This is a genomic window from Streptomyces sp. HP-A2021, from assembly GCF_022807935.1.
In the GTDB taxonomy this organism is placed as follows: domain Bacteria; phylum Actinomycetota; class Actinomycetes; order Streptomycetales; family Streptomycetaceae; genus Streptomyces; species Streptomyces afghaniensis.
Window position 1 is genome coordinate 5734926 of record NZ_CP094344.1, and the last position, 16004, is coordinate 5750929.

A 16004-nucleotide genomic window follows, 5' to 3' on the forward strand; every position below is an offset into this window, starting at 1 on the left:
CTGGTTGGGGGTACCGTGTCGCGCACAGCAGGCCCGGACCGGGAGCGCCACACAGCATGAGCATGCAGGACCCCCCTACGCAGGACCGCCTGACGCACATCGACGAGGCGGGTGCCGCCCGCATGGTCGACGTGTCCGAGAAGGACGTGACCGCCCGCACCGCCCGAGCCAGCGGACGGGTTCTCGTCTCGCCCCGCGTGATCGAACTGCTGCGCGGTGAGGGCGTTCCCAAGGGCGACGCCCTCGCCACCGCGCGGATCGCCGGGATCATGGGCGCCAAACGCACCCCGGACCTGATCCCGCTCTGTCACCCCTTGGCGCTGTCCGGTGTGAAACTGGACTTGTCGGTCGCGGACGACGCGGTGGAGATCCTGGCCACGGTGAAGACGACGGACCGCACGGGCGTCGAGATGGAGGCCCTCACCGCGGTCTCCGTCGCCGCGCTCACCGTGATCGACATGGTCAAGGCGGTCGACAAGGGAGCGGTCATCACGGACGTACGGGTGGAGGAGAAGACGGGCGGCAAGTCGGGCGACTGGAGCCGGGCATGACGTACCGCGCTCTCGTCGTCACCGCCTCCAACCGGGCCGCCGCCGGGATCTACGAGGACAAGGGCGGCCCGCTGATCGCGCACGGCCTCAGGGGCTTCGGCTTCGAGGTCGACGGCCCCCAGGTCGTCCCCGACGGCGACCCCGTGGAGGCGGCCCTGCGCGCCGGTGTCGAGACCGGCTACGACGTCATCGTCACCACCGGCGGCACGGGCATCTCGCCCACGGACCGCACCCCGGAGGCGACCCGCCGCGTGATCGACCACGAGGTGCCGGGCATCGCCGAGGCCATCCGGGCGTTCGGCCGGGAGAAGGTGCCGACCGCGGCGCTCTCCCGGGGCCTGGCCGGAGTGGCGGGCGGCACGCTGATCGTCAACCTGCCCGGCTCCAGCGGCGGCGTGAAGGACGGCCTGGCCGTCCTGGAGCCGCTGCTGGTCCACGCCGTCGAGCAGCTCCGCGGCGGTGACCACCCCAGACCCGGCAGTGGGGGTGCGAGCTGAACAGCCCATCCTGGCCCGTCGAGCTGGTGGACGGCGACATCGTCCTCAGGCCGATAAAGCTGCGCGACCAGCGGGCATGGCGCGAGGTCAACCGGCGCAACCGCGACTGGCTGCGCCCCTGGGAGGCGACCATTCCGCCGCCCGCGCCCGGCGGGCCGATGGCACACCGCCCGACCTTCCGCCAGATGGTCCGCCACCTCAGGTCGGAGGCGAACGCGGGCCGGATGCTGCCGTTCGTCATCGAGTACCAGGGGCGGCTGGTGGGGCAGTTGACCGTGGCCGGAATCACCTGGGGCTCGATGTGCTCGGGGCATGTCGGCTACTGGGTGGACGAGGGGGTGGCCGGCCGTGGGGTGATGCCGACGGCGGTGGCGCTCGTCGTGGACCACTGTTTCCGCACGGTCGGGCTGCACCGCATCGAGGTCTGCATTCGCCCCGAGAACGGGCCCAGCCGCCGGGTCGTGGAGAAACTCGGATTCCGTGAGGAGGGGCTCCGGCCGCGTTATCTCCACATCGACGGGGCCTGGCGCGACCACCTGGTCTTCGCGCTCACGGCGGAAGAGGTGCCCGACGGGTTGCTGAGGCGCTGGCACCGGGCACGATCGCAGAGTAATCCGGGAATCCGGCAGCACCCCGGAAATTGAATACATGTTCGAAATTGATCGTCTGCTGACCGTCTCAGGGCAATGAATTCCCGGCCTGGACGGTCTGCTGATCGCATCGGTCACAAAAAAAGTTCGAAATATCAGCCAGATCGTGCGACACACCGGCTCAATTGGCAGATGGCCTCACGCAAACCCCTCTACCGTGTGAGGCGTGAGCAGCAGCGGCCTCATCTACGCAGTCATTGTCGGGGCCTGGGCCGCCTACTTGGTGCCGATGTGGCTCCGTAGGCAGGACGAGCTGAACGAGGCCCGTCCGACGGAACGCTTCAGCACCGCCATCCGGCTTCTGTCCGGAAAGGCGGCCATGGAGCGCCGGTACGCCAAGGACCTGCAGGCGCGCTCCACCGAGGAGGGGGAGCAGGACGCCGACGCCCTGGACGCCGTCACCGACTCGGTGGACGTCCGGGCCTTCGCCGTGTCCAAGACGCGTCCGCAGACCCAGGCGCCGGTACCGTCGCCCGCCCCCGAGCAGCCGGCCCGCCCGGCACCCGGACCGAGCCCGGCGAGCGCCGAACGCGGACGGGGGCAGGTGCCCGCCGCCCGGCGCGGCGCGGCCCCCCGGACAAACCAGGCGAACCAGGCGAACCAGGCGAACCAGGCGGCCGCAGCGCGGGCCCGGCGCTCGAAGGTGCTCGCGCGCCGTCGGCGCACCACCACCATGCTGTTCCTCGCCTTCACCCTCGGCGCGATCGTCGCCGCGGTCGGGGGGCTCGCGTTCCTGTGGGCGCCCGGTGTGCCCGCCGTCATGCTCAGCGTGTACATCGCGTACCTGCGCTCCCAGGAGCGCCGCCGCTTCGCCTACCAGATGGACCGCCGCCGGGCCGAGGCCGCGGCCCAGCGGCTGCGGGAGCGCCAGCGGCAGCCCCGCCGGCGCGCCTCCACCGAGGCCGACGAACCGGAGGAGGGACCCGAGCCGGCGACCGACCCCGGCCTGTCCGCCCTCGCCGCGGACCGGCGCGCCCTCGTCGAGCAGACCGACCACGCCGAGTGGGTCGACCAGCAGCGCGAGCGGCAGCGGCGGCCGGGGCAGGGCGACAGCTGGGAGCCGGTGCCGGTGCCCCTGCCGACCTATGTGACCGCACCCGTCGCGCCCCGGGCCGCCGGCGACGTGGACCTCCAAGCCCCCGACACCTGGAGCTCGGCGCGGTCGAGCACCGTCACCCCGGACCGCGAGGACGCCACGGCCCCCGCCGACAGCGCGGACCCCGGCGACGCGGACGCCCGCACGCAGGACAGGGCGGACGGCGGCGGGCGCAGTGACGCCCGCCGCGCGGCCTCCGCACGGCGGGCCCGGGAGCGTGGCCGCACGCCGCTGTTCGACCAGTACGAGGACGGGGGCCGGCCCCGGGCCGCCAACGAGTAGCCCCACGAAGCCGCAGGTGACCGCCCCTCGGGAACGGATTTCCAAGCAGGCCGATCGGGGTGCTAAAGTTTCACTCGTTGCAAGGGCCTGTGGCGCAGTCCGGTAGCGCACCTCGTTCGCATCGAGGGGGCCAGGGGTTCAAATCCCCTCAGGTCCACGCAGCTCAGAGCCCGGTCGGGAAACCGACCGGGCTCTGACGTATGTTCAGCACCACATGCTTGCCCAAGCTTGGTCTCGCCGTGGATCTTCTTGACGATCTCACCTCGGATACTGGGGTATCCGGCTGGTGCGCTCGCCGCGGAGGCGCTGTGGCAGACCTCGTTCCCGACATCGTCGCCGCCGTCCTCCTGGGCGGGGCGGACCTGTGTTTCGTCCGGGCGGCATGGCTGCACTGGACCGGCTCCGGCCGGGCCCCCGACATGGTGTTCGGGTACTCGCTGAACCCGTCGGTCGGACGGGGGCACGAACGCGGCATCGTCGCCTTCGCCGCCTGGCTGGTCTGCATGACGATCAGCATCGCCGCCGCCACCGCCGCCTCGGACGGCGCGGGACCCGCCGTGGTCGACGTCGGCGCGTTCTTCCTGCTGGCCTCGTTCTGCTGGCTGGTGCTGCACGTGACGATCGCCTGGTTCAACTGGCCGAAGGCGCTGGTGCCGCCGCACCGGCGCGGCGAGACAGGCTCGGTGGCCGAGTGGTGGCGGCGACGCGGACAGCACGCGCTCCGTGACAAGGGCCACGGACGAGGCGGACGCTGAGCCCCCGTCAGCCAGGTCAGAGTCGCTTCGCGAAGCAGCGGCTCGACTCGTAGTGCCGGTAGTAGCCGAACTTGGCGCACGGCTCGTAGCCGCTGGACGTGTACAGGGCGATGGCCTCCGGCTGCTTGAGGCCGGTCTCCAGGACCATGCGGATGCGGCCGGCCTCGCGGGCGTCCTCCTCCAGGGCGGCCAGGATGCGCCGGGCCAGGCCCCGACCGCGCATCTGCTCGATCACGTACATGCGCTTGACCTCGGCGTCCCCGTCCAGGTTTCCTTCGTCGTTCGCGTCCTGAGCGCGCCAGCCGCCCGAGGCGACGGGGGTGCCGAGCTCGTCGTACGCGATCAGGTAGATGCCGTTCGGCGGCTTGAAGTCCGACGCGGCCATGACCGTCGCGTCGCCGTCGTCCCCGTAGCGGACGGCGTACTCGGCCTGGACCTGGTCGTTCAGCTTCACGGCGTCGGGGTGGTCGAAGGAGACCCGGCGTATCTGCATGACGGCTACCGTATTCGATCCGGAACTGGACCTCGTCCAGTGTGCCGGTATCGTGCCGGGGTGCTCACTGTGACCTCTGTGAATGTGAATGGACTGCGTGCCGCCGCGAAGAAGGGCTTCGTGGAGTGGCTCGCGCAGACCGACGCCGACGTGCTGTGTCTTCAGGAGGTGCGGGCCGAGCCGGAGCAGTTGCCGGAGCACGTCCGGGACCCCGAGGGCTGGCACGTGGTGCACGCGCCGGCCGCCGCGAAGGGGCGGGCCGGGGTGTCCCTGTACAGCCGGCGTGAGCCCGACCGGGTCCAGGTCGGTTTCGGGTCGTCCGAGTTCGACGGCAGCGGGCGGTATGTGGAGGCCGATCTGCCGGGGGTCACCGTCGCTTCCCTGTATCTGCCCTCGGGTGAGGTCGGGACCGAGCGGCAGGACGAGAAGGAGCGCTTCATGGGTGAGTTCCTCGCCCATCTGAAGGGGCTCCGGGAGCGGGCCGCCGCCGAGGGGCGCGAAGTGCTGGTCTGCGGCGACTGGAACATCGCCCACCAGCAGGCAGACCTGAAGAACTGGCGCGGCAACACCAAGAACTCCGGGTTCCTGCCCGAGGAGCGGGAGTGGCTGTCCCAGGTCCTCGATCCCGCGGACGGCGGGTACGTCGACGTCGTACGCGCCCTGCACCCGGACACCGAGGGGCCGTACTCGTGGTGGTCGTACCGGGGGCGGGCTTTCGACAACGACACCGGCTGGCGGATCGACTATCACGTGGCCACCCCGGGGCTCGCCGGGCGGGCGGTCAAGGGGTTCGTGGAGCGGGCGGCGACGCATGCGGAGCGGTGGTCCGACCATGCGCCGGTGACCGTCGTCTACGACCGCTAGGACCTGCGCATCCTGCGGTCCATGGCCAGTGACAGCTCCGCCTCCACCACGCTGCGGGCCAGCGGGCGCAGGCGGGGCAGGTCGGCCTCGGAGGCGTGGCGCAGGACCAGGCCGGTGAAGAGTTCGGCCAGGGCGTCGGCGTGGCTGCGGACCTGCTTGGCCGCGCTGAGCACCTCCGCGAGGGGGATGCCCTCGCGCACCAGGGCCGAGGAGACGTCCAGGAGGCGGCGGCTGATGTGGACGATCTCGTCGCCGTCGGTGCCGAGGTAGCCGAGCTCCATCGCGGCGGCGAGGTTCTCGGGGGTCGCCTCGCCCGCGAAGTGGTCGGCGAGCTCCTCGGGGGTGAGGTGGACCGGCTCCTCCTCGGTGGGGGCGCCGACGCCGAGCAGGTCGCCGACGTCCCGGCCGTGGTCGAAGGCCTCCGCCAGCTCCGCGATGCCGCTGAGGGTGTGGCCGCGTTCCAGCAGGGCCGTGATCGTGCGCAGCCGGTTCAGGTGATGGTCGTCGTACCAGGCGATACGGCCTTCCCGGCGAGGCGGCGGGATCAGCTTGCGTTCGCGGTAGAAACGCAGGGTGCGCACCGTGATCCCGGCCAGGCGGGCCAGCTCTTCCATGCGGTATTCACGCTTCTCGGCCACCTGGGCACCTTAAGGCGTACCGAGGGTTACTTTCCTCGACCGCCCCCTACCCATCAGTACGCCACTGCCCTACTCTCCCATTGCGCCAGTGTTCACTGGCATGGTTCTCGTGGTGTGTGGAGGTGTCGGCATGGGCGAACGCGAACACGAACGCGAGCATGTGCGGGTCGCGGTGGTCGGGTCCGGGTTCGGCGGGCTGGGGGCCGCCGTGCGGCTGCGCCGCGAGGGCGTCACCGACTTCGTCGTCCTGGAGCGGGCGAGCAGCGTCGGCGGAACCTGGCGGGACAACAGCTACCCGGGATGCGCGTGTGACGTGCCGTCGCATCTGTACTCGTTCTCCTTCGCGCCCAACCCCGACTGGCCGCGCACCTTCTCCGGGCAGGAGCACATCCGCGCCTACCTGGAGCACGTGACCGACACCTTCCGGCTGCGGCCGCACATCCGCTTCGACTCGGAGGTGAAGCGGATGACCTGGAACGCCGAGCGGCTGTGCTGGGACATCGAGACCAGCAGCGGGAGCCTGTCGGCGGACATCGTCGTCTCCGCCACCGGGCCGCTGTCCGACCCGAAGGTCCCGGACATCCCCGGGCTGGACTCCTTCCCGGGCAAGGTCTTCCACTCGGCCCGCTGGGACCACGACTACGACCTGCGCGGCAAGCGCGTCGCGATGGTGGGGACCGGCGCCTCGGCCATCCAGATCGTGCCGGCCGTGCAGCCCGAGGTGTCACGGCTCACCCTCTTCCAGCGCACCCCACCGTGGGTGATGCCCCGCGTCGACCGGGCCATCAGCGACGCCGAGCGGTGGCTCCACCGGCAGCTGCCCTTCACCTCGCAGCTGCGCCGCGGACTGCTGTGGGGCATCCGGGAGTTGCAGGTCCAGGCGTTCACCAAGCGCCCGAACGAGCTCGGCTTCGTCGAGCAGCTGGCCAAGCGCAACATGGCCCGCGCCATCAAGGACCCGGCCCTGCGGGCGAAGCTCACCCCCGACTACCGCATCGGCTGCAAGCGGATCCTGCTGTCCAGCGAGTACTACCCGGCGCTCGCGCAGCCGAATGTGGACGTGGTCGCGAGCGGGCTGGCCGAGGTCCGCGGCTCGACCCTCGTCGCCGCAGACGGCAGTGAGGCCGAGGTGGACGCGATCGTCTTCGGCACCGGGTTCCACGTCACCGACATGCCCATCGCCGAGCGGGTCGTGGGCGCCGACGGGCGGACCCTCGCCGAGAGCTGGAAGGGCGGCATGGAGGCCCTGCGCGGCGCCTGTGCCGCCGGGTTCCCCAACTGGATGACGATCATCGGGCCCAACACCGGCCTCGGGAACTCCTCGATGATCCTCATGATCGAGTCCCAGTTGAACTACCTGGCCGACTTCGTCCGCCAGGTCGACGTCCTCGGCGGCCGCGTCGCCCTGGACGCCCGGCCGGACGCCGTACGCTCCTGGAACCACCGGGTCCAGGAGCGCATGAAGCGGACCGTGTGGAACACCGGCGGCTGCACCAGCTGGTACCTCGACGCGAGCGGCCGCAACACCACCATCTGGCCCGGTACGACAGCCGAGTTCCGGCGGGCGACGCGGCGGGTGGACCTCGCGGAGTACGACGTCCTGCGGGCCCCCGTGGCGGAGACCGAGAAGGCCGCCGGGCAGAAGGCCGGGGCGGACGCGTGAGCCGCCTCCTGCCCGTCGACTCCGGGCCCTACGCCCCGCCCGCCCCCGCGCGCGAACTGACCGCCGTCTCCGCCGACGGCGCCCGGCTGCACGTCGAGATCCACGGGCCCGGCACAGCCCCCGCCGTCGTCCTCGCCCACGGCTGGACCTGCTCCACCGCCTTCTGGGCGGCCCAGATCCGCGACCTCGCCGCCGACCACCGGGTCATCGCCTACGACCAGCGCGGCCACGGACGCAGCCCCGCCAGCCCCGCGTGCACCACCGACGCCCTCGCCGACGACCTGGAAGCCGTACTCGAAGCCACCCTCGCGCCCGGCGAACAGGCCGTGATCGCCGGGCACTCCATGGGCGGCATGACCGTGATGGCGGCCTCCGGGAGAACCGCCTTCCGCGAGCACACCGCCGCCGTCCTGCTGTGCAGCACGGGCAGTTCGCAGCTGGTCGCGGCCGCCACCGTCGTCCCCCTGCGGCCCGGGCGGCTGCGGACCTGGCTGACCCGGAGGGTCCTCGGCTCCCGGGCACCGCTCGGCCCGGTCACGCCCCTGGCCCGCCGGATCCTCAAGTACGCGACGATGGGCCCGGGTTCGGCCCCGGACATGGTCGAGGCCTGTGCCCGCATCGTGCACGCCTGCCCCCGCAAGGTCCGCTACGCCTGGTCGCACGTGCTGGACCTGCTCGACCTGGACCACGCCGTACGGGCGCTGGATATGCCCACGGCCGTGGTGGCCGGTACGGCGGACCGGCTGACCCCGCCCGTGCACGCCCGGGCCCTGGCCGCCGCGCTGCCGCACTGCACCGGGCTCACCGAGCTGCCCGGCATCGGCCACATGACGCCGGTCGAGGCGCCCGAGCTGGTCACCGGCAAGATACGTGAACTCGTCCAGACACACATCCAGGCACACATCCAGGTCGTATCCGAGGAGAGCGCATGAGCAGGGTGAACCTCGAGGGCAGGGTCGCCGTGGTGACCGGGGCGGCGCGCGGCGTCGGGGAGTTGCTGGCCCGTAAGCTCTCCGCGCGCGGCGTGAAGATCGCGCTGGTCGGGCTCGAACCGGACGCGCTCAAGGAGGTCTCCGGGCGGCTGCACAGCGACAGCGACCATTGGCACGCCGACGTCACCGACCACGAGGCGATGGCCCGGGTCGCGCAGGAGGTCGAGGAGCGCTTCGGCCGGGTCGACATCGTCGTCGCCAACGCCGGTGTCGCCACGGGCGGTCCGTTCGCCGACTCCGACCCGGTGTCCTGGCGGCGGGTGATCGAGGTCAACCTGGTCGGCTCGGCGGTGACCGGCCGCGCCTTCCTGCCGATGCTGCTGGAGAGCCGCGGCTATCTGCTCCAGATCGCGTCCCTCGCGGCGATCACCCCCGCGCCGATGATGACCGCGTACTGCGCGTCCAAGTCCGGTGTGGAGGCGTACGCGCACAGTCTGCGCGCCGAGGTCGGGCACCGTGGTGTGAAGGTCGGCGTCGGGTATCTGTCGTGGACCGACACCGACATGGTGCGCGGGGCCGACCAGGACGACGTCATGCGGGAGTTGCGGCAGCGGCTGCCCTGGCCGTCCAACAAGACGTATCCGCTCGGCCCGGCGGTGGACCGGCTGGTGGCCGGGATCGAGCGCCGGTCGAGCCATGTCTACGGGCAGTGGTGGCTGCGCGGCATGCAGGGCGTGCGCGGATATCTGCCCGGGGTCATCGGGACGGTGGGCCAGCGCGAGATGCGGCGGTTCGCGGACCGGCTGACGGGCATGCGCACGGGCCTCGTCGGGGCGGGCGGAGCGGCCGATGAGCAGCAGCGGGCTACGCTCCGTAAGTGATCGACATGCGCAGCGTCACCGCTCGTGTGAATCTGGTCGAGCCAGATCCCCTCACCCCCAACGGGAGTGAACCCACATGGGTATGAAGGACCAGTTCCAGGAGAAGTCCGAGCAGTGGCAGAACCAGGCCAAGCAGAAGGCCGACCAGGCCCGTGAGCAGATGCAGGGCCGCGGTCGCCGGCGTGACGAGGACATGGACCCCTCGCACCCCTCGCAGCCCTCGCAGCGCGAGCGTGAGCGGGAGCGGGAGCGCGAGCAGGAGGACCGCTTCGACCAGGACTACGACGCCTGACGTTGCGTGCTGAACGGAAGGGGTGCCTCGCGCGGGGCACCCCTTCCTCACGCCCTGGTGCCCTCCTCACCTCCTGGGCGGCAGCTTCGGACGGGAGTGGTCCGGTACGTCGCTGTAGGTCGGCGGTTTGGCCGGCGGGTTGGTCTCCAGCAGCCCGAGCGCCAGCTCCACGGCGTCGGTCAGCTGGGCGTGGCGGCCCTCCGCCCAGTCCAGCGGGGTGCGCAGGACGTCGATGTCGGGGGCGACGCCCTTGTTCTCCACCGACCAGCCGTAGGCGTCGAACCAGGCCGCGTTCATCGGCACCGTGATGACCGTGCCGTCCCCCAGCTCGTGCCGGCCGGTCATGCCGACCACACCGCCCCAGGTGCGCTGCCCCACCACCGGGCCCAGCTTCAGCAGCTTGAACGCGGCGGTGATCATGTCGCCGTCGGACGAGGTCGCCTCGTCCGCCAGGGCCACCACCGGGCCCCGCGGCGCGTTCGAGGTGTACGACACGGGCTGGGCGTCGCGGGTCAGGTCCCAGCCCAGGATCGTGCGGCTCAGCGTCTCGATGACCAGCTCACTGATGTGACCGCCGGCGTTGCCGCGCACGTCCACGATCAGCGCGGGCCGGGACACCTCCATGCGCAGGTCGCGGTTGAACTGCGCCCAGCCAGAACCGCCCATGTCCGGGATGTGCAGGTAACCGCACCGACCGCCGCTCAACTCCCGCACGACGGACCGGCGTTTGGCCACCCAGTCCTGGTAGCGCAGCGGCCGCTCGTCGACGAGCGGGACGACGGCGACCCGCCGGGGCGGGCCCTCGCCCTCCGCCGGCGAGAAGGTCAGCTCCACCGTCGTACCGCCCGCGCCCGCCAGCAGCGGATACGGGCCCGCGTCCGGATCCACCGGGCGGCCGTCGACATGGGTCAGGATCGCTCCCTCGCGGATGCCCGTACCGGCCAGCGGGGAGCGGGCCTTGGAGTCGGAGGAGTCGCCGGGCAGGATCCGCCTGACCGTCCAGCCGCCGTCCCGGCGTACGAAGTTGGCGCCCAGCAGGCCCTGCCGGCGCTGGTAGTGCGGCGGGCCCTCGTTGCGCCGGGCGGCGGTGACGTAGGCGTGGGAGGTGCCGAGCTCGCCCAGCACCTCGCGCAGCAGGTCGGCGAACTCGTCCGGGGAGGCGACCCGTTCGACCAGCGGACGGTACTGCTCCAGCACCCCGTCCCAGTCGATGCCGCACATGTCCGGCTCCCAGAAGTACGCCCGGATCAGCCGCCCGGCCTCCTCGTACGCCTGCCGCCACTGAGCGGCCGGGTCGACCACGTGCAGGATGCGGCGCGCGTCGATCCACACCGTCGTGTCCAGGTCGCCGGGTTCGGTCGCGGGCACCGCGCGCAGCTCGCCCTCGTCGACGACGACCAGCCGGGTGCCGTCGCCGCTGACCGCGAAGAAGTCCAGGTGTACGGCGAGTTCGGACTTCTTGGCCTTGGTGATGCCGAAGTGCTCCAGGGTCGGCCGGCCGCTGGTGTCGTCCGGGTTCGCGAACGTCTCACCCAGCGCGCCCGAGATCGGCCAGCGCAGCCACACCAGCCCGCCGCCCGCCACCGGGTGCAGTGCCGAGTACTTGGAGGCGGCCACCGGGAACGGTGTGACCCGGCTCTCCAGCCCTTCGACCTCGACGGTCACCGCCCCGCTCTCCCCGTTCTCCTCGTCCTCCACCGGATCCAGGCCCCCGGCGGCCGGGCGGCCCTCGGGGTTCACCGCGAACGGGGAGGGCGTCGCGGAGGACAGCGGGACGAGGTACGGGCGGCAACCCAGGGGGAAGGACAGGTCGCCGGTGTGGACGTCGTAGACGGGGTCGAAGCCGCGCCAGGAGAGGAAGGCGAGGTAGCGGCCGTCGCGTGTGAAGACCGGGTTCTCGTCCTCGAAACGGCCGTTGGTGACGTCCAGGACGAACTTGTCCTTGATCCTGGCGATCTTGATCTGCCGCAGGGTCCGCCCGATGCCCGGATGTGACCAGGTCAGCCATGCCCCGTCCGGGGAGAACGCGAGATCCCGCACGGGCCCGTTGATCGACCGGATCAGCTCGGTGACCTCGCCGTCGGACTCCTCGGCCACGTCCACCAGCAGCAGCCGTCCGTCGTGCGAGGCGACCGCGAGCCGCTCGCCCTCCGGATCGGACACGAGCTCCCGTACCCGGCCCAGCGCGCCCGAGGCCAGCCGCCGCGGCCCGCGGTCGCCGCTCGCCCGGGGCAGGGAGGCGATCTCGATCGCGTCCTCGCCCTCCGTGTCCGTCACGTACGCCACCCGCCCGCTCCCGCCGAGCATCTCCGGCATCCGCACCCGGACGCCCGGGGTATCGGTGAGGGTGCGGGCCGGGCCGTCCCGGTGGGTGAGCCAGTAGAGGCTGCCGCGTACGACGACCGCGCTCGCCCGCCCGGTCTCGTCGACGGAGATCCCGTCGATGTGCTGGGCCGCGGCCACCTGGTACGGGCGCCGCCCCGCGCGCGGCCCGCTCAGCCGTACGTCCAGCCGGCGCGGCTCGGAGTCCGGTGACAGGTCGTCGACCAGCCACAGGTCGCCCGCGCACTGGTACACCACCCGGGTGCCGTCGCTGGCGGCGTGCCGGGCGTAGAAGGCGTCGTGGTCGGTGTGCCGGCGCAGGTCGGAGCCGTCGTACGCGCACGAGTAGAGGTTTCCGACGCCCTCGTGGTCGGAGAGGAAGGCGATCCTGCCGCCGACGAACATGGGGGAGTGCAGATGGCCGCCGAGGCCTTCGAGCAGCCGTTCGCCGTGCAGCCACAGCCTGCCCATGGCCCCGCCCCGGTAGCGCTTCCAGGCGGCCGGTTCGTGCGGCGGGGTGCCGGTGAGGAGCAGCGACTTGCGCTCCCCGTCCAGGTCGGCGACCTGGATGTCGGCGACCGGCCCCCAGGGCAGCTTGCGCCCCGGGTCGCCCTCGGGGGAGACCTTGTAGGCCCAGGTGAAGTACGAGAAGGGCTCGCCGTGCGAGGCCACGGCCAGGATCTCGCCGTCCGGGGTCCAGCCGCAGACCCGGGTGTCGGCGCTGCCCCAGTGGCTCACCTGCCGGGCCGGGCCGCCGTCCACCGGCGCGAGATGGACCTCGGGCACCAGGCTGCGCCAGCTCGTGTACGCCAGGTGCCGGCCGTCGGGCGAGAAGCGGGGGTGGCCCACCTTGGTGCGGTCGACGGTGAGCCGCCAGGCGCGGCCGGGGCTGTCCACCGGGGCGAGCCAGAGGTCGTCCTCGGCCACGAAGCAGAGCAGGTCGTCATGGAGATGCGGCAGACGCAGATAGGTCACCTCTTCATGCTTTGCCGGGGGACGGAGTGCAGCAAGTCAAGACAAACCGGATACCGTGAACTCGGCCGTGACTCAGCACACGTACGAAACGGTTTCGTTTCCATATGGGATGCGCTACCTTCGTGATGTACGAAACCGTGTCGTTCGGAGCAGGAAGGTGAGCGAGATGGCTGAGGTCGCCACCACGCGTCGCAGTCGGATCACCCCCGAGCGTGAGGCCGAGCTGTACGCGGCCGTGCTCGAACTGCTCCGCGAGGTCGGCTACGACGCCCTCACCATGGACGCCGTGGCAGCCCGCACGCGATCCAGCAAGGCGACGCTCTACCGCCAGTGGGGCGGCAAGCCGGAGCTGGTGGCGAAGGCGATCCGGCACAACAAGCCGGGCAACATCGCCGACGTCGACACCGGATCGCTGCGGGGTGACCTGCACGCCCTCACCACGCGTGAGGACGACTGCACCATGCAGCAGAACGCCGCGCTGATGCGCGGTCTGTTCATGGCGGTGCACAGCAACCCGGACCTGCTCCAGGCCTTCAAGGAACTGCTCATCGAGCCCGAGATGGAGGAGTTCCACCGGGTGGTGCAAAGAGCAGTCGACCGCGGTGAGGTCGAGGCCGGCCGCCCGGCGCTGGACTACATCGTGCACATGCTCGTCGGCGCCTTCGCCACGCGCACCCTGATCGACGACCAGCCGCCCACGCAGGCGTTCCTCACCTCGTACATCGACGCCGTGGTCCTCCCCGCCCTCGGCATTCCCGTCGACTGACAAACCCCCTCAGTCACATCCCCACCTGACGTCACCGCTCACGTCGTCGGGCTGATCAGCCCTGCCCAGAACCAACCCAACGACCTGACCGGGAGTACGCCCTCGTGGCCACATTCCTCTACAAGATCGGCCGGATGTCGTTCCGGCGGCGGCATTTCGTCGCCCTGCTGTGGGTGGCGCTGCTGACCCTCGCCGGTGTCGGCGCGGCCAGTGCCCCCGCCGCGGGCAACAGTTCCTTCTCCATTCCCGGCACCGAGGCTCAGAAGGCCTTCGACCTGCTGGAACAGCGCTTCCCCGGCACGAGCGCCGACGGAGCCACCGCACGCGTCGTCTTCAAGGCGCCGAGCGGCGAGAAGATGACCGACCCGGGCAACAAGGCGACCGTCCAGGAGACCGTCAAGGAACTCTCCGACGGCTCCGAGGTCGTCCGCGTCACCGACCCGTACCAGGCGAAGGCCGTCAGCAAGGACGGCACGGTCGCGTACGCGCAGGTGTCGTACAAGGTCTCCGGCATGGAGCTGGAGGACTCCTCCCGCGACGCACTGGAGGACTCCGCGCAGGACGCGCGGAAGGCCGGGCTGACCGTCGAGATCGGCGGTGACGCGCTCCAGACGGTCCCGCACACCGGCACCACCGAGATCATCGGCATCGCCGTCGCCGCGGTCGTCCTCGTCATCACCTTCGGCTCGCTGGTCGCGGCCGGCCTGCCGCTGCTGACGGCACTCGTCGGCGTGGGCATCGGCGTCTCCACGATCACGGCCCTGGCCAGTGCGCTGGACCTCGGCTCGACAACCACCACCCTCGCGATGATGATCGGCCTCGCGGTCGGCATCGACTACGCGCTGTTCATCGTCTCCCGCTACCGGGCCGAACTCGCCGAGGGCCGCGAGCGCGAGGAGGCGGCCGGCCGGGCCGTCGGAACGGCGGGCTCCGCGGTGGTCTTCGCCGGCCTCACGGTCGTGATCGCCCTGGTGGGCCTGTCCGTCGTCAACATCCCGATGCTCACGAAGATGGGCGTCGCGGCGGCGGGCACGGTGGCCATCGCGGTGCTGATCGCCCTGACCATGATCCCGGCGCTGCTCGGATACGCGGGCCGGAGGGTGAAGCCGGCGGGGGAGAAGGGCAAGCTGCTCGGCCGCTCCAAGAAGCAGGAGAGGCCTGCGAAGCCGAACCTGGGCACGCGCTGGGCGAGCTTCGTCGTCCGCCGCCCGGTCGCGGTGCTGCTGTTCGGCGTCATCGGCCTCGGCGCGGCGGCCGTCCCGGCGGCGAGCCTGGAACTGGGCCTGCCGGACGACGGCTCCCAGCCCACGTCCACCACGCAGCGCCGCGCCTACGACCTCCTCTCCGAGGGCTTCGGGCCGGGCTTCAACGGTCCGCTGATGGTCGTGGTCGACGCGCAGCACAGCGACGACCCGAAGGCGGCCTTCACGCAGGTCGGCGACGAGATCAAGGGCCTCAAGGACGTCGTCACGGTCACGCCGCCGGCGCCCAACAAGGCCGGTGACACGGCGACGATCACCGTCATCCCGGACTCCAAGCCCTCGTCGGTCGCGACCGAGGACCTGGTCCACTCCATCCGGGACAAGGGCGCCGGGATCAAGGCCGACTCGGACGCGAACGTGCTGGTCACGGGCCAGACCGCGATGAACATCGACGTCAGTGAGAAGCTCAACGACGCCCTGATCCCCTACCTGGTCCTGGTGGTCGGCCTGGCCTTCCTCCTGCTGATCGTGGTGTTCCGCTCGATCCTCGTCCCGCTGAAGGCGGCCCTCGGCTTCCTCCTGTCGGTGATGGCGGCCCTCGGCGCGGTCGTCGCGGTCTTCCAGTGGGGCTGGCTGGCGAACCTGATGGGCGTCGAGCAGACCGGCCCGGTCATGTCGATGATGCCGATCTTCATGGTGGGCGTGGTCTTCGGCCTGGCCATGGACTACGAGGTCTTCCTGGTGACCCGGATGCGGGAGGCCTACGTCCACGGCGAGAAGGCCGGCCAGGCGGTCGTGACGGGCTTCCGGCACGGCGCCCGGGTGGTGACGGCCGCGGCGGTCATCATGATGGCGGTCTTCGCCGGCTTCATCGGCTCGTCCGAGTCGATGGTCAAGATGATCGGCTTCGGCCTCGCGATCGCGGTCTTCTTCGACGCGTTCATCGTCCGCATGGCCATCGTCCCGGCCGTCCTGGCCCTCCTCGGCCGCAAGGCCTGGTGGCTGCCCAAGTGGCTGGACCGGGCCCTGCCCAACGTGGACGTCGAGGGCGAGGGCCTGCGCACGGACGCCGACCGCGGGGACCAGGACAGGGAGCTGGTACGCGCCTGACGGCACCCTGGGAAACCGGCCGGTGAGGGCTCCCC

The 16004-nt window shown here is 71.4% G+C and carries 15 protein-coding genes and 1 tRNA gene; 13 read left to right on the top strand and 3 right to left on the bottom strand.

Features of this window, described 5'->3' with window-relative positions; all coding sequences use genetic code 11:
* Positions 1-56 precede the first annotated feature (56 nt).
* The 6 genes from moaC (at position 57) to MQE23_RS26065 (ending at position 3831) form a co-directional block, all read left to right on the top strand.
* A complete protein-coding gene (gene moaC / locus MQE23_RS26040; protein WP_243380445.1) occupies positions 57-551 on the top strand; it encodes a cyclic pyranopterin monophosphate synthase MoaC in 495 nt (164 codons plus the stop codon).
* On the top strand, positions 548-1048 hold the full coding sequence (locus MQE23_RS26045) for a MogA/MoaB family molybdenum cofactor biosynthesis protein (RefSeq protein WP_020276509.1): 501 nt from the start codon (positions 548-550) through the stop codon (positions 1046-1048). The genes moaC and MQE23_RS26045 overlap by 4 nt, the downstream gene beginning before the upstream one ends.
* A 26-nt stretch (positions 1049-1074) precedes the next feature.
* Positions 1075-1692: a GNAT family protein gene (locus MQE23_RS26050; RefSeq protein WP_020276510.1), complete on the top strand. Its 618-nt coding sequence runs from the start codon at positions 1075-1077 to the stop codon at positions 1690-1692.
* A 172-nt stretch (positions 1693-1864) separates the two neighbouring features.
* On the top strand, positions 1865-3076 hold the full coding sequence (glpR, locus tag MQE23_RS26055) for a gephyrin-like molybdotransferase receptor GlpR (protein ID WP_243380446.1): 1212 nt from the start codon (positions 1865-1867) through the stop codon (positions 3074-3076).
* 83 nt (positions 3077-3159) lie between these two features.
* Positions 3160-3233, top strand: a tRNA-Ala gene (locus MQE23_RS26060).
* A 151-nt stretch (positions 3234-3384) separates the two neighbouring features.
* Positions 3385-3831 carry a hypothetical protein gene (locus MQE23_RS26065; protein ID WP_020276512.1) on the top strand — a complete coding sequence of 149 codons (447 nt, stop codon included), beginning with the start codon at positions 3385-3387 and terminating at the stop codon, positions 3829-3831.
* A gap of 16 nt (positions 3832-3847) precedes the next feature.
* On the opposite strand, the gene MQE23_RS26070 is transcribed toward MQE23_RS26065, so the two are convergent.
* Positions 3848-4324 (bottom strand): GNAT family N-acetyltransferase, encoded by a 477-nt coding sequence (locus MQE23_RS26070; protein WP_243380447.1) that lies wholly within the window; start codon positions 4322-4324, stop codon positions 3848-3850.
* Between the two features lie 60 nt (positions 4325-4384).
* Here MQE23_RS26070 and MQE23_RS26075 point away from each other — a divergent pair, with 60 nt between their 5' ends.
* Positions 4385-5188, top strand: a complete 804-nt coding sequence (locus MQE23_RS26075; protein ID WP_243380448.1) for an exodeoxyribonuclease III — start codon at positions 4385-4387, stop codon at positions 5186-5188.
* Here MQE23_RS26075 and MQE23_RS26080 read toward each other — a convergent pair.
* Positions 5185-5826: a MerR family transcriptional regulator gene (locus MQE23_RS26080; protein ID WP_020271244.1), complete on the bottom strand. Its 642-nt coding sequence runs from the start codon at positions 5824-5826 to the stop codon at positions 5185-5187. The genes MQE23_RS26075 and MQE23_RS26080 overlap by 4 nt on opposite strands.
* 130 nt (positions 5827-5956) lie before the next feature.
* Here MQE23_RS26080 and MQE23_RS26085 point away from each other — a divergent pair, with 130 nt between their 5' ends.
* The 4 genes from MQE23_RS26085 to MQE23_RS26100 all read left to right on the top strand — a co-directional run bounded on the left by MQE23_RS26085 (position 5957) and on the right by MQE23_RS26100 (position 9594).
* Entirely contained in the window at positions 5957-7489 is a 1533-nt protein-coding gene (locus MQE23_RS26085; RefSeq protein ID WP_037667965.1) for an NAD(P)/FAD-dependent oxidoreductase, read from the top strand.
* A complete protein-coding gene (locus tag MQE23_RS26090) occupies positions 7486-8421 on the top strand; it encodes an alpha/beta hydrolase (protein ID WP_243380449.1) in 936 nt (311 codons plus the stop codon). Before MQE23_RS26085 ends, MQE23_RS26090 begins: the two co-directional genes overlap by 4 nt.
* On the top strand, positions 8418-9302 hold the full coding sequence (locus MQE23_RS26095; protein ID WP_037667967.1) for an SDR family oxidoreductase: 885 nt from the start codon (positions 8418-8420) through the stop codon (positions 9300-9302). Before MQE23_RS26090 ends, MQE23_RS26095 begins: the two co-directional genes overlap by 4 nt.
* Positions 9303-9378: 76 nt before the next feature.
* A complete protein-coding gene (locus MQE23_RS26100; protein WP_037667968.1) occupies positions 9379-9594 on the top strand; it encodes a hypothetical protein in 216 nt (71 codons plus the stop codon).
* A gap of 66 nt (positions 9595-9660) precedes the next feature.
* Here the strand turns inward: MQE23_RS26100 and MQE23_RS26105 are convergent, their stop codons facing one another.
* Positions 9661-12891 (bottom strand): S41 family peptidase, encoded by a 3231-nt coding sequence (locus tag MQE23_RS26105; protein WP_243380450.1) that lies wholly within the window; start codon positions 12889-12891, stop codon positions 9661-9663.
* Positions 12892-13057: 166 nt separating this feature from the next.
* Between MQE23_RS26105 and MQE23_RS26110 the strand changes: the two genes are divergently transcribed.
* Both MQE23_RS26110 and MQE23_RS26115 read left to right on the top strand, forming a co-directional pair.
* Positions 13058-13657, top strand: coding sequence for a TetR/AcrR family transcriptional regulator (locus MQE23_RS26110; protein ID WP_037667970.1), 600 nt, complete (start codon positions 13058-13060; stop codon positions 13655-13657).
* A gap of 104 nt (positions 13658-13761) precedes the next feature.
* Entirely contained in the window at positions 13762-15969 is a 2208-nt protein-coding gene (locus MQE23_RS26115; RefSeq protein ID WP_243380451.1) for an MMPL family transporter, read from the top strand.
* Positions 15970-16004 lie beyond the last annotated feature (35 nt).